Source organism: Ruegeria sp. CF3, from assembly GCF_056537365.1.
On sequence record NZ_JBQFRK010000002.1, the window covers coordinates 309,180 to 330,413 of the forward strand.

20 protein-coding genes are annotated in these 21,234 nt (G+C 55.9%); 12 read left to right on the plus strand and 8 right to left on the minus strand.

The features are described 5' to 3' along the window. Window positions 1–207: 207 nt before the first annotated feature. On the minus strand, window positions 208–1,161 hold the full coding sequence (locus ACR0KC_RS09180) for a LysR family transcriptional regulator (protein ID WP_480562203.1): 954 nt from the start codon (window positions 1,159–1,161) through the stop codon (window positions 208–210). Window positions 1,162–1,297: 136 nt separating this feature from the next. Between ACR0KC_RS09180 and ACR0KC_RS09185 the strand changes: the two genes are divergently transcribed. The 7 genes from ACR0KC_RS09185 (at window position 1,298) to ACR0KC_RS09215 (ending at window position 8,939) form a co-directional block, all read left to right on the plus strand. Then, a complete protein-coding gene (locus tag ACR0KC_RS09185; protein ID WP_170394045.1) occupies window positions 1,298–2,305 on the plus strand; it encodes a TAXI family TRAP transporter solute-binding subunit in 1,008 nt (335 codons plus the stop codon). 80 nt (window positions 2,306–2,385) lie between these two features. Then, window positions 2,386–4,599, plus strand: coding sequence for a TRAP transporter permease (locus ACR0KC_RS09190; RefSeq protein ID WP_480771757.1), 2,214 nt, complete (start codon window positions 2,386–2,388; stop codon window positions 4,597–4,599). Window positions 4,600–4,603: 4 nt separating this feature from the next. Further along, a complete protein-coding gene (locus tag ACR0KC_RS09195) occupies window positions 4,604–5,842 on the plus strand; it encodes an NAD(P)/FAD-dependent oxidoreductase (protein ID WP_480771758.1) in 1,239 nt (412 codons plus the stop codon). A 24-nt stretch (window positions 5,843–5,866) separates the two neighbouring features. Then, on the plus strand, window positions 5,867–6,616 hold the full coding sequence (locus ACR0KC_RS09200; RefSeq protein WP_480771759.1) for an aspartate/glutamate racemase family protein: 750 nt from the start codon (window positions 5,867–5,869) through the stop codon (window positions 6,614–6,616). 100 nt (window positions 6,617–6,716) lie between these two features. Continuing rightward, window positions 6,717–7,445 (plus strand): TSUP family transporter, encoded by a 729-nt coding sequence (locus tag ACR0KC_RS09205; RefSeq protein WP_170511778.1) that lies wholly within the window; start codon window positions 6,717–6,719, stop codon window positions 7,443–7,445. Between the two features lie 16 nt (window positions 7,446–7,461). Further along, window positions 7,462–8,478: a D-cysteine desulfhydrase family protein gene (locus ACR0KC_RS09210; protein WP_480771760.1), complete on the plus strand. Its 1,017-nt coding sequence runs from the start codon at window positions 7,462–7,464 to the stop codon at window positions 8,476–8,478. 116 nt (window positions 8,479–8,594) lie between these two features. Then, complete coding sequence (locus ACR0KC_RS09215) at window positions 8,595–8,939, plus strand: RidA family protein (RefSeq protein ID WP_170394035.1); 345 nt, start codon at window positions 8,595–8,597, stop codon at window positions 8,937–8,939. 219 nt (window positions 8,940–9,158) lie between these two features. Here ACR0KC_RS09215 and ACR0KC_RS09220 read toward each other — a convergent pair whose 3' ends face one another. The 6 genes from ACR0KC_RS09220 to ACR0KC_RS09245 all read right to left on the minus strand — a co-directional run bounded on the left by ACR0KC_RS09220 (window position 9,159) and on the right by ACR0KC_RS09245 (window position 15,573). Next, a complete protein-coding gene (locus ACR0KC_RS09220; protein ID WP_480771761.1) occupies window positions 9,159–9,374 on the minus strand; it encodes a hypothetical protein in 216 nt (71 codons plus the stop codon). Window positions 9,375–9,705: 331 nt separating this feature from the next. Continuing rightward, on the minus strand, window positions 9,706–10,938 hold the full coding sequence (locus tag ACR0KC_RS09225; protein WP_480706061.1) for a Tm-1-like ATP-binding domain-containing protein: 1,233 nt from the start codon (window positions 10,936–10,938) through the stop codon (window positions 9,706–9,708). Window positions 10,939–11,011: 73 nt separating this feature from the next. Beyond that, window positions 11,012–12,496 carry an aldehyde dehydrogenase gene (locus tag ACR0KC_RS09230; RefSeq protein ID WP_480771762.1) on the minus strand — a complete coding sequence of 495 codons (1,485 nt, stop codon included), beginning with the start codon at window positions 12,494–12,496 and terminating at the stop codon, window positions 11,012–11,014. A gap of 5 nt (window positions 12,497–12,501) precedes the next feature. Then, window positions 12,502–14,034: a tripartite tricarboxylate transporter permease gene (locus ACR0KC_RS09235; protein ID WP_170509171.1), complete on the minus strand. Its 1,533-nt coding sequence runs from the start codon at window positions 14,032–14,034 to the stop codon at window positions 12,502–12,504. 10 nt (window positions 14,035–14,044) lie between these two features. Beyond that, entirely contained in the window at window positions 14,045–14,581 is a 537-nt protein-coding gene (locus ACR0KC_RS09240; protein WP_170394014.1) for a tripartite tricarboxylate transporter TctB family protein, read from the minus strand. Window positions 14,582–14,643: 62 nt separating this feature from the next. Next, window positions 14,644–15,573, minus strand: coding sequence for a tripartite tricarboxylate transporter substrate binding protein (locus ACR0KC_RS09245; protein WP_480706065.1), 930 nt, complete (start codon window positions 15,571–15,573; stop codon window positions 14,644–14,646). A gap of 109 nt (window positions 15,574–15,682) precedes the next feature. Between ACR0KC_RS09245 and ACR0KC_RS09250 the strand changes: the two genes are divergently transcribed. Continuing rightward, window positions 15,683–16,462: an IclR family transcriptional regulator gene (locus tag ACR0KC_RS09250; RefSeq protein ID WP_170596484.1), complete on the plus strand. Its 780-nt coding sequence runs from the start codon at window positions 15,683–15,685 to the stop codon at window positions 16,460–16,462. A gap of 32 nt (window positions 16,463–16,494) precedes the next feature. After that, entirely contained in the window at window positions 16,495–17,847 is a 1,353-nt protein-coding gene (locus ACR0KC_RS09255) for an aminotransferase class III-fold pyridoxal phosphate-dependent enzyme (RefSeq protein WP_170394008.1), read from the plus strand. A 34-nt stretch (window positions 17,848–17,881) separates the two neighbouring features. Here the strand turns inward: ACR0KC_RS09255 and hpaR are convergent, their stop codons facing one another. Then, the gene (gene hpaR / locus ACR0KC_RS09260) at window positions 17,882–18,322 is read right to left on the minus strand and encodes a homoprotocatechuate degradation operon regulator HpaR (protein WP_170394006.1); all 441 of its coding nucleotides are present in this window, start codon (window positions 18,320–18,322) and stop codon (window positions 17,882–17,884) included. A gap of 105 nt (window positions 18,323–18,427) precedes the next feature. On the opposite strand from hpaR, the gene ACR0KC_RS09265 reads away from it, so the two are divergent. Genes ACR0KC_RS09265 through hpaD form a run of 3 tightly spaced genes read left to right on the plus strand, consistent with a single transcriptional unit; the run spans window position 18,428 to window position 21,228 of the window. After that, window positions 18,428–18,811 carry a 5-carboxymethyl-2-hydroxymuconate Delta-isomerase gene (locus tag ACR0KC_RS09265; protein ID WP_480771763.1) on the plus strand — a complete coding sequence of 128 codons (384 nt, stop codon included), beginning with the start codon at window positions 18,428–18,430 and terminating at the stop codon, window positions 18,809–18,811. 2 nt (window positions 18,812–18,813) lie between these two features. Beyond that, on the plus strand, window positions 18,814–20,325 hold the full coding sequence (hpaE, locus tag ACR0KC_RS09270; RefSeq protein WP_480771764.1) for a 5-carboxymethyl-2-hydroxymuconate semialdehyde dehydrogenase: 1,512 nt from the start codon (window positions 18,814–18,816) through the stop codon (window positions 20,323–20,325). 51 nt (window positions 20,326–20,376) lie between these two features. Continuing rightward, complete coding sequence (gene hpaD / locus ACR0KC_RS09275) at window positions 20,377–21,228, plus strand: 3,4-dihydroxyphenylacetate 2,3-dioxygenase (protein ID WP_480706070.1); 852 nt, start codon at window positions 20,377–20,379, stop codon at window positions 21,226–21,228. The last annotated feature ends 6 nt before the right edge of the window (window positions 21,229–21,234 follow it).

Sequence of the window (21,234 nt, forward strand, 5' to 3'; positions counted from 1 at the left end):
TAATTGTTGAGCCATCTGAAACGGTTGAAACGCTCCTTTGAAACAATTCGTATGAATACTCGATGGTTGGTGCGTCATCGGTGCCGACCGAAAACTGCGTTACGCTAAATCAGTGAATTCCGACCAGCCGTCGATCTTCTCAAATCAACTTGACGCTGTAAATCGCTTCGAGCGATCAAGAGATCAACTCATTGGGGCCGATCAGTATTACTCACGCCCGGCCTGGAAAATCCATTCTGTGTGAGGATTCGCCTTCACGTCTTCCAACATTTTTAAGACCTCGGCTTTCCATCCAGCTTTGATCTTTAAAGCCAGTTGAGACGGCGGCCGGTGGTTGGGTTCAAGGATCGCGTATTCATATCTGAGCGGTTTCTTGAATGGCAAAAAAGCGACCTTTCCGTCGGACAGGTTCAATTCTTGCTCGGTCACGACGGTCAGCGGATCAACGATGCTGCAACATTGCCCGGAGCTGACGAAGGGGATGAGCGGCTGAAAATACTGGCAGGTCACTGTCGGATTGTACTCAGCACCGACCTCCTCGAATTCCTGCCGGATTTTGCGCTGGAATGGGTGTGACGCATGCAAGCCGCCCATGGGCGTATCGTTCAGATCAGACAGTGTCAGGCTCTTACGCGAAGCAAGTGGGTGGGTGCGGTCAATGGCACAGAAGCAATCTGCTTTGATTAGTTCGGCAGAGTACTGCGGTTCTTTGCCCGCTGAATGTTCGAAATCAGCAAATCCGAAGTCGATGTTCTGGGTCCCTGCAAGCTCCATAATCTGAGGTGAACTGCGGGTGGAAAGAGTGATGCGAATATCGGGGTTTTCTCCGACCGACTGGCTGATGAAACGCGGGAACAAAAAGGCGGACGGGCCAGGCATCGTTGCGATGTTCAGGCTGCCTGCATGCCCTTTGATCAACCCTTCCATTGTGCTGGAGATGGTGGCGAGACGGTCCAGAATGCCTGTGGTTTCGGCCAGAAGGTAGTGCGCTTCAGGAACCGGAACCAGGCGTCTTCCCTTGCGTTCAAACAGGGTCAGTCCCAGCGTTTTTTCCAAGTTTTTCAACGCAAGGCTAATCGCCGGCTGAGTGCGATTCAGTTTCTTGGCAGTTTGCGAGATAGAGCCGGTCTCCATCACTTCGCGAAACACTGTGAGCTGCATAAGGTTCATGGTTAATGTATAAATAAAACCTTAGTTTTGTGAAGTATAAAAAATTTGCATTTATGCGAATCGTCTCTACGCTGAGGAGATCGAATTCGGGAAAACCGAATCCAGCGATCCAACAACGGAGATGATTATGAAATTCGTGAAATGTTTGACTGGACTGGCCTTGGCAGGCGCGCTTGCCGCCCCTGCGCTGGCGCAGGATCCAACATTCTTCCGCATCGGGACCGGTGGCGCAGGCGGAACCTACTTCCCCATCGGCGGCACCATCGCCAACGGAATTTCCGCCCCTCCGGGATCGCGTCCATGTGAAGAAGGCGGCCAATGTGGCGTTCCGGGGCTGATCGCGATTGCGCAATCCACAACAGCGTCTGTATTCAACAACGCCGCCGTGCAGAATGGTGAGCTTGAGGCCGGTCTGGCCGCGGCTGATGTGACCCGATCGATGTATCTGGGTGAAGGCAAGTTCGAGGGTAAACCTCATCCCAACCTCCGCATCGTTGCAAATCTGTTCCCCGAGGATCTGCATCTCGTACTGCCCGCTGGTCAGACGATCAACGACCTGGGCGATCTGGAAGGCAAACGCGTCGGTATCGCACAGGCCGGATCGGGTACGCAGGTTGCAGTTTTGCAGATGCTCGACGCCTGGGGCGTGAATCGCGACAATATGGATGAAGCCGAACTGAACAACAGTCAAAGCGCCGAGCGTTTGGCTGACGGTCAGTTAGACGCCTATTTCTACGCTGCGGGCTGGCCAGTTGCCGCGATGGTACAACTGTCGTCGACCAAAGGCATGAACCTGCATTCGTTCAGCGATGAAGATCTGGCCAAGATCAACGAGATCATTCCGGCCTATATCCCTTCGGCTATTCCGGGTGGTGTCTATGAAGGCATAGATGCGGAAACCAAGACCCCTGCGGTCAGTGCTATGCTGGTTGTGTCCTCGGATCTGTCGGAAGATCTGGTCTATCAGCTGACCAAAGCCCTGTGGAACGACAACACCCGCAAGCTACTGGACAACGGCCATGCCAAGGGTAAGCAGATCACGCCCGATACCGCGCTGGATGGTGTAGAGGCGCTGGGTGTTCCACTGCATCCGGGTGCCGAGAAGTTCTACAAAGAAGCCGGACTTCTTCAGTAAACGCAACAAACTGAACCGTATCGTCGGTGCCCCTATGTGGGGCACCGCACACTGGAACTATGCGAAATCGGGAGGCCATCATGTCCGAGACCCAGAAACTTGATGACCACGAATTGACGGCCGAGGAACTAGCGGCCATCGAGGAACAGTTCGATGAAGGTGCCGCCGTCCGAAAGGTGACGCCCACCGCTGGAAAAGTTCTCCGTGTTGTGGCCCTGATTTTAGCGTTCTACGAATTCTTCACGGCCGGATTCGGCCTGCCCGCAGACCACTGGCACATGGGCATCTACCTCGCCCTGCTGTTCATTCTGGTCTACGCCACAATCCCGATTGTCGGGGCCAAAAGCCTTTATGCCCTTAAGGTCAGCCGGTTCCGCATCGGTAACATCCCGCTCTATGATCTGGTTTTCATGGCGCTTGGCATCATTGCCGCGCTCTATGTTGGCATAGCCTGGCGCGGCATTCCGTTCCTTGGGATCGAGGAACAGACGTTCCGGATGGGCAACCCCAACAACTATGATGTATTTCTGGGCGTCGTCATCATCCTTTTGGTGCTGGACATTGCGCGGCGCACGCTGGGCTGGGTGCTGCCCCTTATCATCTGTGTTTTCATCTCATACGCCCTGCTGGGGCCGTACTTCCCCGGACTGCTGCAGCATCCCGGCGTGAATTTCAAAACCTTCGTATCGTCGATGTATTTTCCGCAGGAAGGTATCTACGGCGTCACGCTCTGGGTGGTTTCGACTATCGTCTTTCACTTTGTTTTGTTCGGCGTCATCGCGCAACGCACCGGTCTGGGGCAGCTGTTCATCGACAACGCGACTATACTTGCGGGCCGTTATACTGGCGGTCCAGCAAAGGTATCAGTCGTGTCCTCAGCTTTCTTTGGCACGATCTCGGGCTCATCGGTGGCCAACACCGTATCGACCGGAGCATTGACTATCCCCAATATGAAGCGCCTCGGATACCCGGGCCATTTTGCGGGCGGGGTTGAGGCTGCGTCTTCGGCCGGCGGCCAGATTACTCCGCCGATCATGGGCGCTGCGGCCTTCATCATGGCCGAGTTCCTTGAGGTTCCGTACACCACCATTGTGATCGCAGCGATCTTCCCGGCAATTCTGCACTATGTCGGCGTCTTCGCTGTGGTGCACTTGATGGCACGCAAGCTGAACCTGAAGGGTCTGGCGAAAGAGCAACTGCCGCAACTCAAAGCCGTCTGGGCGGAAGGCTGGGCCAATATCGTGCCACTGATCGGCCTGCTGGTGGTGCTGTTTACGGGCTACACGCCATTCATGTCCGCTTTTTGCGGTATTTCTCTGGCGGTCATCGCGGGCATGTCGCGGATCAAACAGCCGCCAACGCTGGTCTATGCCGCGGCTTTCCTGGCTTTTGTGCTTTGGAAATTCTCGGATGGCGGGTTCGACCTGACGATGACCGCAATCCTCTGTGGCCTGTCGGTTATTGCCACGCTGAATCCACAGAAACGGATTGAAGTGCCCGAGATGCTGCAAGCGGTCGAACTGGGCGTGAAGTACTCGCTGGCCGTTGGTGCCGCAGCGGCTGCGGTTGGCATCGTGGTCGGAGTGATCAACACCACTGGCATCGGCTTTCGCATTGGCTTCATGGTGACACAGGGCGCGGGCAATCTGGCGTCAGATATCTACAACATGATCTCTTTCGGCAGCTTCCAGCTGTTTGCCATGGAAGACCTGCAGCTATTCATCTCACTGGTCTTCATCGCCATCGTCTGTATCCTGATGGGCGCGGGTATCCCGACCACAGCGCTGTACATCATGCTGGTCTCGGTGGCACAGCCTGCACTGGCGCAGCTTGGCGTGCCGCCCATCGCCAGCCACCTGTTCGTGCTCTATTACGGCGTGGTGTCCGAGATCACGCCACCGGTCTGTACGTCAGCCTACGCGGCTGCTGCAATTGCCAACTCGAATCCGTTCCGCACTGGCCTGTCGGCATTCACTCTTGGATTGGGCAAGGTGATTGCGCCGATGGCTTTCGTATATGCGCCAGTTCTGCTGTTCGTATCCTCAACCGGCTTCAATTTCTGGGAGTTCACTTACACCGCCGCCAGCTGTATCGCCGGGGTCATCGCCCTATCGGCTGCGGTTGTGGGCTACTGGCTGAAACCGATGAATGTTGCGGCGCGGATTCTGATGGCCCTTGCGGGGATTATCTTTGTCGCGCCCAGCCTGACGGCAGATTTGATCGCGCTGGCCGTGGCCTCGCCCGTCATCGTCACCCAGTTGATCGCGCGCAGCCGCAGCCAATCTCCGGCCTGAATTGATGACAGAACAAGTGACCATCATCGGCGCAGGGATCGTCGGCATCTGTTGCGCTTTGTCGCTGCAGGAACGGGGCATTCAGGTTCGGCTGATCGATCGAGGTGAGCCGGGTCAGGAAACCTCGTTCGGGAATGCTGGTGTGGTTTCGCCTTGGTCGATCATTCCGCAAGCAATGCCCGGTATCTGGAAAATGCTGCCCAAAATGCTGCTTGACCCAAAGAGCGCGCTGTCAGTTAGGCCCAGCTTCTGGCCCAAAATGATTCCTTGGGGGTTACGATTTCTCGGAAACTCAGGAGAAAAAACTGTTCGCGAAGTCTCGGACGCGATGGAGGTTCTTTGTCGCCCCTCCGTCGATCTGTACCGGCGTCATTTACATGGTACCGGGCACGAGAACCTGATCACCGATAGCTATTACATCCACGCCTTTCGCCGACCAGAACAGGCTGATCTGGACGGGCTTGGATATCTTATCCGCCGAGAAAAAGGCGGCGATCTGGAACGCGTCGACGGTGACGAACTGCGCCGATTGGAGCCCGCTATGTCCGAAGCGTTCAAAGGTGCGATTGTGATCAAAGGGCAAGCGCGTGTAACCGCTCCGGGACGCGTGGGAGCGGTTTTGGCCGAAAAGGCGCAAGTGCAAGGTGCTGAAATTGTGCAAACCGAAGTCACCAAGCTTACCCCCGCAGAAGAGGGTGGTTGGCAGATTGCAACTGCGCAGGATACGCTAACCGCCAGCCATGTTGTTCTTGCGGCAGGCGTATGGTCTGCCGACCTGTTGAAACCATTGGGATTGCCTATGCCTCTCGTGGCCGAAAGGGGCTATCATGTCGAATTCCCAACCCCTGCGGTCGAACTGAACAACTCGGTCATGGATGTGGATGCAAAGGTGGTCGCAAGTTCGATGCTTGGGGGGCTTAGGGTCGCCGGTACGGCTGAATTCGGCAGCGCCGATGCACCCGCTGACCCACGGAAGAAGCAAATCCTGTCCCAACAGGCCAAGGCCATGATGCCCGAGCTTGATACAGGTGAGGCGCGGTTTTGGATGGGTCGGCGCCCGTCATTCCCGGACAGCTTGCCCGCAATCGGGCAAGTAAAAGGCCAAGAGGGACTCTGTGCAGCGTTCGGGCATTCTCATTACGGGCTGATGATGGCCCCGAAAACCGGCGAGCTAGTGGCGGATATCGTCTCGGATCGCATCCCGAATATCGATCTAGCACCGTATACACCAACCCGGTTTTGAACTTTCAAATCAAAAAAGGACCTGATGACAATGCCAATTTATCAAGGCGGCCAGAATATCTGCGGGGCCTCAATCGGTGTGCTTTGCCTTGAAAGCTATTTCCCAAAGCCACCGGGCCATATCAAGAACCCGTCCAGCCTGCCATTTCCGGTTCTGTATGAAATGATCGACGGGGTGACTGTCCCGACACTTCTGAACAACCCTACGCCGGAATTGCTTGAACCCTTCATCGAAGGTGCCAAACGGCTTGAGGCCGAGGGCGTACGCGCCATTACCGGCAGCTGTGGCTTTCTTGCGCTGTTTCAAAAAGAACTGGCTGCAGCGGTTTCAGTTCCGGTGTTTGCTTCCAGCCTGATCCAGGTGCCGCTGGCTTATCACATGACCGGCGCGAACGCTCCGGTGGGTGTTTTGACTGCAGACGCGTCTGCTTTGACCGCCCGGCATTTTGAAGGCGTCGGTGCCGCCGGTGTTCCGGTGGCGGTGAAGGGACTGGAGGACACTAGTGAATTTGCAGAAGTGATCTTGCGGAATACCCGCACCCTTATGGACACAGACCTGATCGAGGCCGAGGTCCTGAACGCAGCCCGTAGCCTGATGCTTGAGGCCCCTGATATCCGCTCATTGGTTTTGGAGTGTACAGACCTGCCGCCCTACGCATCGCGCCTTCAGGAAGAACTGCGCCTTCCCGTGTATGATCTGACGACACTTGCGCAAATGGCACATTCCGTAGCGGCCCGCGAGCTATACTCTGGATTGATGCCCTGGCAGCGTTAGTGCGTGCCAATCAATTCGAATGAAGGAATGACATGGACCATGGCCGTAACCTCAGGATATCTGAGGTCTTGCAACAATGCCAAAGCTGCAGGAGTGCTATGTGACCATTGATCTGTCCATTTTGATGGCCGCCATTTGCCTCGGGGCAATGCTGCAGGTTGGCGTGGGCATCGGTTTCAGTATCATCGCGGGTCCCCCGATGATGATCCTGCTCGGCACCTCGACGGCAGTTCCCATATTGCTGTTGCTGAATACCCTTGTGTCGGTAGTCGCGACGGACCGTCATGTACTAAAGAACAACAAGCCACTCATTCTTAATGCGATCATCGCATGTTGTGTCGGTGTAGCTGCCGGTCTTACTGTTTATCCGTTGTTGAACGAGGCGTTTGTTCTGGCCTTGACGGCCTGCTTGTTGTTGATCGGTTTAATCACCACCCTGCTTCCCTTGCGCGGCACAATCGGGCGTTTTGGGTTTTCAGCCATTACAGGACTGTCCGGGCTTGCGACCGTCTGGGCAGCAACACCGGGCCCACTTATGGTGTTTGGTTTGATCGCAAAGGGCCGTTCAGCAAAAGAGGTGGCCAAGCTGGTGCAACCCATCGCGCTGGTGGCTTATGGCATTGCATTCCTGTTGCACAGCCTGTCCGAAACGCAGGCCATCACATACGGGCCGCAACTGCTCGGCTTTGTCATAATCACGCTGGTAGGCAGCCTGCTTGGACGGGCAGGGGGCCCTTACTTGCCGCAATCGGTCGTCATAGCCGCGATCCGCGTGGTTTCTTTCATCGCTTGCTGTGTCCTGTTCCAGCGCGCCTATATGATTGCATAATCCCGGGAGGTACACGATGCAACGAAACGACAATCTGGAGAGATTTCCTCGCGCCCGGCTTATGTCGGGCCCGACACCTCTGGAACGTTTGGACAGGTTGTCGGCGGAATTGGGGATCGATCTCTGGCTCAAGCGCGATGATCTGACGGAGCTTGTGTTTGGCGGCAATAAAACACGGCAGCTCGAATTCTACCTCGGCGATGCTCAGCAACAAGGTGCCGATACCATTCTAATCACCGGTGCTGTTCAGTCCAATTTTGTCCGATCTGCAGCTGCGGCGGCCGCTAAGCTGGGGATGCAATCCGTGCTTCAATTAGAAGAGCGTGTCCCAGATATGGACGAAGAGTATTACAGGTCCGGGAACGTATTTTTGGCACAGATTCTGGGTGCCGAGCATATGAGCTATCCCGAGGGCGAAGACGAAGCTGGGGCCGACGCGGCATTGCACGCGCGTGCTGACGAATTGAAGGCCCAAGGCCGCACGCCATACGTCATTCATCTGGGCTTGAATCATCCACCTCTGGGGGCGTTGGGCTATGTCGTTGGCGGACAGGAATTGTGTGCCCAGATGCCCAATTTCGATGCGGTGGTTGTGCCGTCAGGCAGTGGTGCTACGCATGGCGGTTTGCTAACCGGTCTAGCACTGGAAGGCAGCACGGCCCCGGTATTTGGAATATGCGTGCGCAGAGATCGCGAGAAGCAACACGCCCGCATGATGATCGTTCTACAGAAACTTGCAAACTTGCTGGATGTTGATGCCGCTCTATTGCAGGCGCGGATCGATGTCTATGACGATGCATTGCCGCCAGGTTACGGCAAAGTGAACGCAATAACGCGTGCCGCACTGGAAAAAATGGCACGGACCGAAGGGGTTTTCCTCGACCCGGTTTATTCCGCCAAGACATTCACCGGTTTGATGCATCTGGTTGAAAGCCAGAAGATTAAACCGGGTCAGAAGGTCATTCTGCTGCACACCGGCGGGCTGCCGGCCCTTTTTGGATATCAAAATGAACTGGCGGACAATCTGACTTGAAGGAAACTCGGCCTCGGAATGCCGGCTTCTGATCTATGGCTCCCATTGGCATTTCAACGCTTGTGCCGTGGGCAGCTCAAATCACTGCTAAATTCAACAATGAGAAAGTACAAGTTATGACAATCACCCGCATCGAAACCGGTCAGCGCATGAGCCGGATCGTCAAACACAACGGCGTTGCCTACCTGTGCGGTCAGACTTCGGACGCGCCGACCGTGGCAGATCAGACGCAGGACATTCTGGCCAAGGTTGAGGATCTTTTGCAAAAGGCGGGCAGCGACAAGACCCGCATCCTAAAATGCGAAATCTGGTTGGCGGATATGGCAGACTTTGCCGAGATGAATGCCGTTTGGGACGCTTGGGTGCCCGAAGGCCACGCGCCCGCCCGCGCCTGCGGAGAATCCAAGCTCGCCCGTGATGTATTGAAGGTCGAAATGATCGTGACGGCAGCTTACGACTGAGCGGCGGCTGATTGCGGTTAATAGGGTCTGGACCTTTGCAAGTCCAATCCCTCGGAGATTGAGCTATTCACGGTCCAGAAAACACCCTAGGTCTTCGCGTCTGCGTTTGCGTGCCCACATTTGCGTCTCTGAAAGCGATTGCTGACGGGAGATGACTGGCGATGCGTTAGTTTCGCTGTTTCACCATCAACTGGCATGTAATGCGCGCCCGTTGGGTTCTTATCGATCGCCCAAAGTCACTGTCGTGGATATTTCCACGAACACAGTCTTATCGTCATCGCATGGCGGGACCGAGTCCGCGCCACCTGAGTGCACAAGGTAACCCCAGGTATCAGGTTCGTTTTTCTTGACGTCCCTAGCAAGCTGCCGGAGTGCAGCAATACCTTCGGACCGGGTTTCTGGGTTCAGATACCAAATCGCAATCGTGGTTAGCATTTCCTCGCTCCTTTCATGGGTTGGACCGATCGTCTAAATGCGGGTCCAACGGTTTGGTTGCCGCTCAATATTGGCAACGTCACCGGCGGAACGGGTCGCTAATCCTGGGCATTTGTTGAGTTCAATTCTTCACTTACTGCGCAGGTCTTTGGCCACCTTGAACCGGTGACACGGTTCCGCCGAAAAATAGTCTTTAACAAGTATCCAAGCGGTGAAGGTTATGCATCCAGCTGCAAGTCGGCCGCACGTGGAAGAATGCGCCCGACCTCACCGCCACCGAGGCTGTGTTTGACCTGCGTGTATATCATAAAGACGGGCGTAAATCCTGAATTTATGTTGCGACCACGCCTTCTGCGACCCATTCGTCGAACTGGGCCAATACATGATCGCAAAACGCGGCATCGTTGATATGTGCGTCTATTTCGGTCATAGGAACGCGCCCGGGCATGACTTTACGGGCCTCATCCATCATCTCGGCCAGGGCTTCGGGATTATACGCCTCTTCACCCTCCTTGTCCCAGGCTTCGACCCCGTGAACGGGCAGAAAAAAGTGAACCGGGCCAGTTGAGGCCTCCAATCGGTTGGTAAGCTCCCGCACCCATGCACGGCGTTCATCGCCATTGAAGACCGAGCTTTTTATCAGGCGATTATGTTCATGGAATGGGCGGTCGGCATACTGGTCAGGGATGTCCTGCCATCCGGCAAAATCCAAAAGATCCAACGCACCCGGTGCAACCAGTTGTGGCGTGCCGACACGCCCGGCATTTGTCACGCGATCCTCACCGCTGGAGACCACGGAACCCGCCATCAGGTTCCCGAATTCCTGCATGCAGAAGTCCATGACGCAGGCAAACGCCCCTTCACCCGCCAGTTTTTCGAATGCCATGCCGCCCATTCCGGTGGAATGAAAAACGGCAACCTCGAACCCGCGCTCTTCCAGCGCTGGTTTGAGCGTTTTCATGTAGCGCAAACACGAGGATCCAAGACTGGTCATCCCGATCAGCGGTTTGCTGCGATCCGGTATTGTGGCAGCCTTTGTGGCACCAACAACAGCGCCGGCCGCTTGCGCAAGCGAAGACTGGCAGATCGAATTCATACCATAGAGCCCCCCGGCCCACAGGATCATCTGAATGTCCGGAGCCAGTCGGTGCGGCGGGATCAGCGGAGAAAAACTGACGGTCGACACGATGTATTTAGGCACCCCCATGGGCAAGGCCTGAGCACAGTCCAGGGCCAGATCGGTGCCCATAGTGCCCCCGGTCGCCAGCATCCCGTCAAATCGCCCATCCGCATAGGCTTGGGTAACGGCCTTTGAGGCACCGTCTGACATCACGCGAAAGGCCCTGTTCTCATCCCCTTGTGCGATGACATCTTCGATGGTCATTCCAGCCGCTTGGGCGATGTCGTGCTTGGAGATATCGGTTGGCTCCAAAGGGTCGCCCAATACAGAGACATCCATCGTCAATACATCCGCGCCTTGCGCCTTGATCGCCTGTTCGATGAACCGCATCTCGGGTTCTTTCGTGTCGTAGGTCCCAATCAGCAGGATTGTCTTTGTGGTCATTGGTTCCTCCTATTCATGCGACCTATGGGCCCCAGACAAAGCGGTGAAGACATGTCGTACAGACACCCCGCAGTCAGAGCTTTATCCAGGCGGTTTTCAATTCAAAGTACTTCTCAAGCGCGTGCAAAGATTTGTCATGCCCGTTCCCGGATTGACCCACGCCCCCAAGCGGAACGGTCAGGTCCGAGCCGCCATAGGTGTTCACATGCATGACCCCGGTCCGCACTTCGGCCACCATGCGATGCGCGCGACTGAGGTTCGAAGTCCAGACTGCGCCTGCGAGCCCATAGACTGTGGCATTGGCAAGCCGGATCGCCTCGGCTTCGTCATTGAACGGGGTCACGGCCAAGACTGGGCCGAAGACTTCGTTCTGAAACAGATGATCCGTTTCTTTGACACCTGCCATGACAGTGGGGGACATGTAGTACCCGCCGGTTTCGGTCAGAATGCGGTCACCGCCTGTGCGGAGTTCAGCCCCCTCTGACTCGGCTGTTGAGACAAAATCCAGGTTGACCTCCAGCTCTGAAAGGCTGTGCACTGCACCGATCTGGCTGTTCAGGTCCAACGGATCACCAACACGAAGGGCTGCGGCGTGGCGCGTGATCTCGGCCACAAAATCCTCGTAGATGTCCTGCTGCACCAGCAGGCGCGAGCCCGCGATACAGATCTGACCGGAATTGCGGAAGATCCCCGCGGCCGAAACTTTGGCAGCTTCCGCCAAATCAGGCGCGTCAGCGAAAACAATATTCGGAGACTTGCCACCCAATTCCAGATAGCAGCGTTTCAAATTGGACCGCGCCGAGTATTCCAGCAGTCGCCGACCTGTCGCGCCCGATCCCGTAAAGACCATGATGTCCACATCCATCGACAAGGCCAAAGCTTCGCCCGCGACCGAACCACGCCCGGTCACAACGTTGAAGACGCCATCCGGAACTCCGGCTTCGGCAGCCAGCTCAGCGATTTTAAGCAGGCTGAGCGATGCGCTTTCTGCAGGCTTCAAGACGATGGAGTTGCCCGCCGCAAGGGCAGGGGCGATTTTCCAACTGCCGATCATCAACGGGAAATTCCAAGGCACAATCGCCCCGACAACTCCGACAGGCGCATGATGTACGAGGCCAAGAACATCGTGGCTCGTCGGGGCAATCTGCCCGTAAATCTTGTCGATGGCTTCGGCATAGTAGCGGAAAGTGGCCGCAGCCGAGAGCGCCTCGGCCTTATAGGCCATATTGATCTCGGTTCCGTTGTCGCGTACGCCCAGCACCGCGATCTCAAGCGCACGGGATTCGATCAGATCCGCCAGTTTCAGCAGAACCTTCTTGCGTCCTGGAGGGGCCATGCGCGACCACCGGCCATCCTCAAACGCGGTCCGCGCGGCGCGCACCGCTGCATTCACATCCGCCGGGCTGCCCTCGGCGATTTGAGCGAGAGGCTGGCCGTCGATGGGCGACAGCACCTCATGCTGGGCGCCAGTTTCACCGGCACGGAAATCGCCATTGATAAAGTGTCCGCGTGTGGCAATCTCCTGCACGCGCAAGGCATTGATGGAAGACTGTTCCATGAAAGCTATCCTTGTTGGTTCGGGTGGTCGGAATCCACGGCTGGGACATGGGGTTCGGGGCGCAGCTTGTTTTTGAACTCGTAGTACAGTGTGCGGAAATGCAGGATCAGGATCAGCACGATCAGGCAGAACAGGATGGCTGCGATGGGCCGGTCGATGAAGTCCAGTGGCGTCTTGACCCGTGCCATTGCGCTGCGAAGCTTGGTTTCCATGATTCCGCCCAATACCATGCCCAGGATGATCGGGACGATCGGCAGATCAAGCCGTTTGAGGATTAGGCCAAAGACACCAAACCCAGCAGCGATCGCGCAATCGGTGATCGAGTTGCGTAAACTATAAACCCCGACAAAGGCTAAGATCAGGATCATCACACCCAGGAAGCGTGTGGGAATCTGAATGATCTTTAACAACAGGTTTGTCGAAAACAGCAGAAAGACCAGAACGATCACATTCAGCAGGATCAGCGCCATATATAGGGCCATGACGAAATCCATCTGGTTCTCAAACAGTTGCGGGCCGGGGATCACGTTGTGAACATAGAAGACCGACAGCATCATCGCCGTAAGCGCTTCGCCGGGTATACCGAGGGCGAGTAGGGGGATCATCGCTGCCCCCGGCACGGCGTTGTTCGCGGCTTCGGATGCCACCAACCCTTCGGGCGAGCCATCGCCGAATTTGTCGGGATTTTTCGAGCTTTTCTGAGCATAGGTGTAGGACAGAAACTGCGAAGTGAACTCACCTGTTCCCGGCACCATGCCCATAAATACCCCGATGCTTGAAGAAACGGTAGCGATCCGTTTCAGGCCCAACAGTTCCTTCAATCCGGCAAAGATATTACCGCTGACGTGAGTGTCTTCTGGTGCATGGTTCTTTTCCAACAGCAAAAGAAATGCCTGGCTGAGCGCAAACAGACCCAGCACAACCACGATCAGGTCAACGCCTGACGCCAGCCAGCTTTGATCGAAAGTGTAGCGGCGCGTATATTTGACGGGCTCCAGTCCGACCGTGTTCAAAAAGACGCCAAAGGCAGCAAGCATACCTGCTGCAAAGATCTGTCCTCGATGGGCTAAAACGACCAGAACAATACCTAGCAACGCGGCCAGAAAAATCTCTCGGCTGCCAAAATGCGGGGCGATCATGGCCAACACGGGCGAGAGCACCATAAGGCAGATGATCGCAAAGACACCTCCGAAGAATGAGGCTGAATAGGCCAGCGATAACGCCCTGTGGCCTTGGCCGCGCTTGGTCATGGGATAGCCATCATAGGTAGTCAGCGCATTGACCGCTGTTCCCGGCGTGTTGATCAGGATGGCCGGGATCGCGCCGCCATACATGGATGATCCGTAAATCCCCAACAACAAGGTCAGACCGACGATGGGCTCAAAGGCAAAGGTTGCGGGCAACAGGATGGCGATGGCAACGGCAGCGCCCACACCGGGCAGCGCGCCGATGATGACACCACCGATCGAGCCGATGAACAAGGCCACGATGACCTGCCATTGCAGCAGGATTGAAACACCGGACAGAAGGGTATCCATACGTGCCTCCCTACAAATATGTCAGCGCAAAGGCGCGGATCGAGTCGGGAAGGTATTCATAGACAGCCCCTGCCGGGATTTTGACTTGCAGAAACGCTCGGAACACGATGGTGACGACGAAGCCGAACAGGGCTGCGATGCCGATCGCGCCCGAGCCTCGAAACCCTGAACGCAGGGTCAGAAACACCGCGAACAACATGGTGGACGGCAGATAGCCAAGCTGTGGCACCAGTAGGACATAAATCAGGAAATAAGCCACATATTCCAGAGACCGGACCCAAAACCCGACCTCGGCCCAACGACCATCGATCCGATCGGATAAGGCAGAGCTGAGCCAATGCAAAAAGCTGAACAAGACCATGCACCACACGGCAACGGTGGGCCACAGACCGGGTTGAGCAAACCATTTGGTCCGCTTGACGACCTGCGTCTGCTCCCCAAGCTGAGACAGTAGAAACACCGAGAAAGCCAGGAACAATACGGCAAACACAATATCACCCGGACGGCGATACCGTTTGAACATGTCCTGAAGCGTTCTTGCGATCATTTCATCCTCCCAGCCCTATGAAGAAGGCGCGGAAATCACTGCCCGCGCCTCGATCCGGGGTGTTACTCGCCTAGAATCTCTTCTATTTTGGCGAATGACGCTTTATCTTGCTCGATCTGGGCATTCGAAGCATTGGGATCCTGCCAATAGATCAGCGCACCGGTTTCTTCGGCAAGCTTTTTAGCCTTGTCCGATTGCAGTGCTTTTTGGGCTGCGGCGGTGATTTTTTCGCGAGCCTCGGGCGGCGTGTCTTTGTGAACAAACAGTCCGTTCCACAGCGCCAATGGCAGGTCTGGGTTAAGCTCAACCACTGTCGGCGTATCCGGTACCAGAGCGATCCGGTCGCCGCCGATGCTGGCCAGCACGTTCACTTCATCCAGACAGGGCAGAATAAGCTGGAGCGTGGTGTTGATGACATCAACGTCACCGGACGCCAAGGTGTTGCAGTCCAGCGCATCGAACGCGGCTTCGCTGGCAAAGTCGAAACCGCTGCTGACAGCGGCGGCAAAAGTAACCTGCGTGGGTGGCAGAACCGAGCCAAAGTGGCCGAGTGCCACGTCGTTTGACTTGCCGTGTTCCACCAACTCATCCCAGCTTTGGAACGGGGCGTCTTTGCTCGACGCGATTACGAACGGGTAGGTCAGGAAGATGCCGATCGGTTCAAACGGGTTCGGGTTCAATTCAGGAATACCAATCTCGGGCCCGATGACCGGAACACCAATCACAAACGACCCGATCGTATAGCCATCCGCCGGTGCTGTGGCGACTTCGACTGCGCCGGGGAAAGGACCACCACCGCCGCCGGGCTTGTTCACAACAGCTGCCGGTACCCCGTACATCGCCTGAAATTCATCTGCGATCATTCTGGTCAGGACATCTTCAAGATCACCCGGAGGCCAAGGAACCACAAAGGATACCGGCTTTTCGGGGTATTCTGCCAAAGCGGCCGTTGCCGAGGCGGCCATCACGGCTGCCGCAATAAACTTTTTCATTTACACCTCCCAGTGTATGGTTCATTATTTGAACCGAGTTAACAATAATAATCTTGCTTTGTTAAGTTCATTCTGTCAAGGATAACATCAACGGAAGGAGGCAAAACACATGGGTGCCGCACTTAATGCGCTAAAAATGCTGGACTTATTCTCAAACACGATGGCCGAAATCGGCCTGAGTCAGGCCGCGCGCCTGTCAGGATTGAACAAGGCGACAGCCCTGCGTCACCTACGAGCGCTTGAAGAATTCGGGTTGATCGAACAAAACCCGCAGTCAAAGACCTATACCATCGGACCAGCTGCGCTGCGGCTTGCGGCACTGCGCGAGATTGCCAAACCCGGCCTTGAAGGCGCGCGCCAAAAAATGCACTTGGCCATGCAGGAGGTTGGCGAAAGCCTGCACCTAACGCTGCTGGAACAGGGCAGCCTGCAAACCGCCATCGTGGTTGAGACAACCAAGCACAGCGTTCGCGTCAGCCTTGATCCAAGCGAGATCATCCCGGTCAACGCGACTGCGGCGGGTCTATGTATGCTCAGCTTTGGCCCACCTTTCCTGCTGGATCGTCTGGATCAGGAAGCGCAGGTACGTTTCACCGAATCCACCCTGACAGACCCGGATCTGATCAAGGAAAAAGTTGCCCTGATCCAGCGGGCTGGCTGGGCCAACAGCAACGGCAGCTACGAAGAAGGTGTTTTTGGTTTTGCAACGCCAATCTTCGGCATCGATCAAATCGCCCTTGGAACCATTTCGATCGCCGTGCCCGAGATTAGAGCCACTTATGAGCGCCTGCCCTTGATCCTGAAATCACTTCAATCCCTCTCGCGCGATCTGACCGCAAATTTCGGCGGCCAAATGCCCGAGGCCTTTCCAACCGAGTTCCACCCATAAGCGAAAGTGGACAACCCCCGGAGAACCGCAACATGAAAGACTCCAACTTTCTTAAGGAGAACAACGCCCGCCATTTCTGGCATCCGATGGCGCACCCGGCCGACAGCCGGAACAACCCTCCGACCATTCTGACCGGCGGGGAAGGGGTTAGCATCATCGATGTGGACGGGCACAAGGCCATCGACGCCGTGGGTGGCCTTTGGAACGTTAATCTGGGCTATTCCTGCGATCCGGTGAAACAGGCGATCACTGATCAACTAAATGCGCTGCCGTATTATTCGACCTTCCGGGGTACGAGCAACGACAAGGCGATCGAGCTGTCTTACGAGTTGGCACAGTTCTTTGCTCCTGATGGGCTGACACGCGCCTTTTTCACCTCGGGCGGATCGGATTCGGTGGAAATCGCACTTAAGCTGGCGCGCCAGTATCACAAAGTTCGGGGTGAGGCCGGTCGCACCAAGTTCATCAGTCTCAAACAGGGATACCACGGCACCCATTTCGCTGCCGCTTCGGTTAATGGCAATCAGAAGTTCCGCGCCGTGTATGAACCCATGATGCCAGGCTGTTTTCATGTGCCTGCGCCTTGGACCTATCGCAACCCGTTTGACGAAACCGACCCTGAACGCCTGGCTCAGCTTTGCGTCAAAGCGCTTGAAGCCGAGATTGCGTTCCAGGGGTCCAACACGGTTGCCGCCTTCATCATGGAGCCGATTTTGGGCGCAGGCGGCGTAATTCCGCCGCACAAAAGCTTTATGCCCATGGTGCGTGAGGTTTGTTCGAAGAACGGTATTCTGCTGATTTCAGACGAAATCATCACGGCGTTTGGTCGAACCGGTAGTGAAAGCGGAGCGAGACATTGGGGCGTCCAGCCTGACATTATGACGACGGCCAAGGCGATCACCAATGGCTATTTCCCGTTTGGCGCCGCGATGATCTCGGGGGCAGTTGCCGAGGTATTTGAAAATGATACAACCGGCTTGGCATCCGTTGATCAGGGATACACCTATTCTGGTCACCCCGTCGGCGCGGCGGCGGCACTGGCAGCTCTTTCGGAAATCAATCGTCTGCGGATTTGGGAAAACGCTGCAGCACGCGGGGATGAGCTGTTCGAGGGCTTGAAGAAACTGGCTGAAAAGCACGAGGTGATCGGTGACGTCCGAGGGGGCGAGGGCCTTATGTGCGCGCTGGAACTGGTCTCGGACCGCGCAACCAAAGCACCGATTGCCAAACAACTGCCAATACAGGTGCAAAAGGCAGCTTATGAGGATGGTGTGATGGTGCGCGTATCTGGCAACAACATCATCATTTCCCCACCTCTGATTGTCACATCCGACGATGTTGCCAAGATCCTGTCAGCGCTGGATACAGGATTGTCGAGTTTGTAGTCGTCGCGCAGACCCCGCTTGCCAACTGGCGGGGTCAAACCTTAACAGCCTGCAGCTCTTCAAGTAGGTCCAGTAGCTCATCAAGCTTCTCTCGCCCCATCTGCGCCTCAATACTATTTGAAATGGCCAATGACGCTTGAAGGTTGTCTTTCAAAATCTGCCGACCCGCATCTGTAATCATCACCATCGTCCGCCTTTTATCCTGGCTGTCCTGACGACGTGTGACCTGCCCATCGGCTTCCATGCTGCGCAATATTCGCGTCAGGCTGGGCAGCAACAGACAAGCTTCTTTGGCGATAGCGCTTTGCTCGACCTCGCCAAGCTCATCCAGTACGCGCAGGACGCGCCATTTTTGCTCGGATATCTGGATGTCCTGCAGCATGTCCCTGATGGGGGCCATGATCGTTTCGCGGGCGCGCAATAATGCAATAGGAAGCGACCTTGAGGTGCTCTTGGTATGGCTTTGAGTGTTCATACCGCCTTCTAGTGTGCTGCCCTAGGAAATGCAAAGATTAACAACGCAACTTCTTGACGACATAATCTTATAATGCTAAACATGTTAATTAATAACGGAGGAATCATGCCGCATTTTCACGTCGAATATTCCGGGAATCTGGAAGACAGGATCGACATGGGCGGTCTGTGCGATTGCATCCGTGCAACGGCCGCTGAGGTTGACACCTTTCCGCTAGCAGGCATTCGCGTCCGAGCGATCCGTGTTGATCACTATGCCATCGCAGACGGAAATCCAAAGCATGGGTTCATCGATATCTCGATCCGGCTGCGGGCCGGTCGTTCGCAGGCCATCAAGAAGGACGCAACGCAGCGCATCTTCGAGGCGGCCCGAACCTATCTGGAATCCGCCATGAGGCAGCATTCCATCGCGCTGTCGCTTGAGATGCGCGACATCGATCCCGACCTCTCCCCCAAAACCGGCACGATCCGCGACCATCTGGAGGCCTGACCATGAGTGACCTGCACAAGAATATTGAACGGCTTGATGGTTTCCTTGCCCGTTTCAAGAAGACCGGGATCAAGAACCGGATCGCAGGAGAAGATCAAGATGGGTCAGCTGGGGTGTTTCAGACGATCTCTCCGGTGGATAAATCGGTGATCTGCGACGTCGCCCATGGCACTACGGAAGATGTCGATACAGCAGCACAGGCCGCGCATGAGGCCTTTGCAGATTGGCGCGACATGCCCGCCCCGGAGCGCCGCCGGATATTGCTTAAAGTTGCAGATGGCATTGAGGCAAGAGCCGAAGAGATCGCGCTGTGCGAATGCTGGGATACCGGCCAGACCCTGCGCTTTATGTCCAAAGCCGCCCTGCGAGGGGCTGAGAATTTTCGCTATTTTGCCGATCAGGTGGTTCAGGCGCGGGATGGTCAACACCTGAAATCACCGACACTGATGAACATAACCACCCGCGTCCCAATCGGGCCCGTTGGTGTCATCACGCCGTGGAACACCCCGTTCATGCTGTCGACATGGAAGATCGCTCCGGCACTGGCCGCTGGCTGTACGGTCGTCCACAAACCGGCTGAAGATTCACCGCTGTCTGCGCGGCTATTGGTAGAAATCGCGGAAGAAGCCGGTCTGCCCAAGGGTGTGCTGAACACTGTCAACGGTTTTGGTCCAGACGCAGGTAAGCGGCTGACCGAACATCCATTGATCAAAGCCATTGCCTTTGTCGGTGAAAGCCGTACGGGCAGCATCATTACCAAGCAAGGCGCAGATACGCTGAAACGGATGCATCTGGAGTTGGGCGGTAAGAACCCGGTCATCGTCTTTGACGACGCCGACATGGATCGCGCGCTGGATGCGGTGATCTTCATGATCTATTCGATCAACGGCGAACGTTGCACGTCTTCTTCGCGGTTGCTGGTACAAGATACAATCAAGGAAGAGTTCGAAGCCAAGCTGATCGAGCGCGTGAACAATATCAAAGTCGGCCACCCGTTGGACCCTGCAACCGAGATTGGCCCGCTTGTAACGGAAGAGCATTACAACAAGGTCACTTCATACTTCGGCATCGCCAAGGAAGACGGCGCGACCGTCGCGGCCGGTGGCGTCAAGGTGGGCGAAGAGGGGTACTTCGTACGGCCCACCCTGTTTACCAACGCCAACAATCAAATGCGCATCGCACGCGAGGAAATCTTTGGCCCTGTCCTGACCGTGATCCCGTTCTCGACTGAGGAGGAGGCGCTGCAGATCGCAAATGACACGCAATATGGTCTGACCGGCTATGTCTGGACCAACGATCTGACCCGCGCGTTACGTTTCACGGACAAGCTTGAGGCCGGAATGATCTGGGTGAACTCGGAAAACGTGCGCCATCTGCCCACACCGTTTGGCGGGGTCAAAGCATCCGGCATCGGGCGCGACGGCGGCGACTGGAGCTTTGAGTTCTACATGGAACAAAAGCATATCGGCTTTGCCACAGGCCAGCACAAGATCATGCAATTGGGCAAGCTATAGCGGCCCCTCAGACGACAATCGCGCGAAAAACCTTAACTCCAGGAGCAGACTATGGGAGAAATCGTTCTTGCCGCCAAAATGACCCATGTGCCGACACTGCTCATGTCTGAGCAGGAAGGCCCGGTTAAAGGCAAACGTCAGCCCGCCATTGATGGCCACCGCGAGATCGCGCGCCGTGCAAAAGCGCTGGGGGCGACCACGGTGATCATCTGCGACACGCATTGGGTGATCAATGCCGGGTTCCACATCAACGCCAATGAAAAATTCGAAGGTCTGTTCACGTCGAACGAGTTCCCGCAGTTCATCCAGGACCTGCCCTATTCCTATGAGGGCAATCCTGAAATGGGTGATGCCATCGCAAAGATCGCGTCGGACAAAGGCGTCTACACTTTAGCGCATCACTTGGACAGTCTCGAACTGGAATACGGTACGCTGGTCCCGATGCGCTTCATGAGCCGCGAGCATGATATGAAAGTCGTCTCAGTCGCGGCCTGGGCCACGGTGCATAGCCATGACGAAAGCCGGGTCATTGGTGAAGCCATCCGTGAAGCGGTTGAGGCCAGCAATGAAAAGGTGCTGTTGGTCGCGTCAGGCTCGTTGTCGCACAAGATCTGGGCGAACAAGGATTATGCCGCCAATAACGGCACTTTCACCATCAGCTCGGAATTCAACCGTCAGATGGACTTGCATGTGCTTGAGATGTGGAAGAACGGCGACCACGCCACGTTCCTGAAAATGCTGGGCGACTATGCCAATTTCTGCTGCGGCGAAGGCTCGATGCATGACACGTCGATGCTCTACGGAGCGCTGGGGTGGGATACCTATGACAAGAAATGCGAGATTGTGACTGAGTATTTCCCAAGCTCCGGCACCGGCCAGACAAACGTCATCTTCCCCGTATAACAGGAG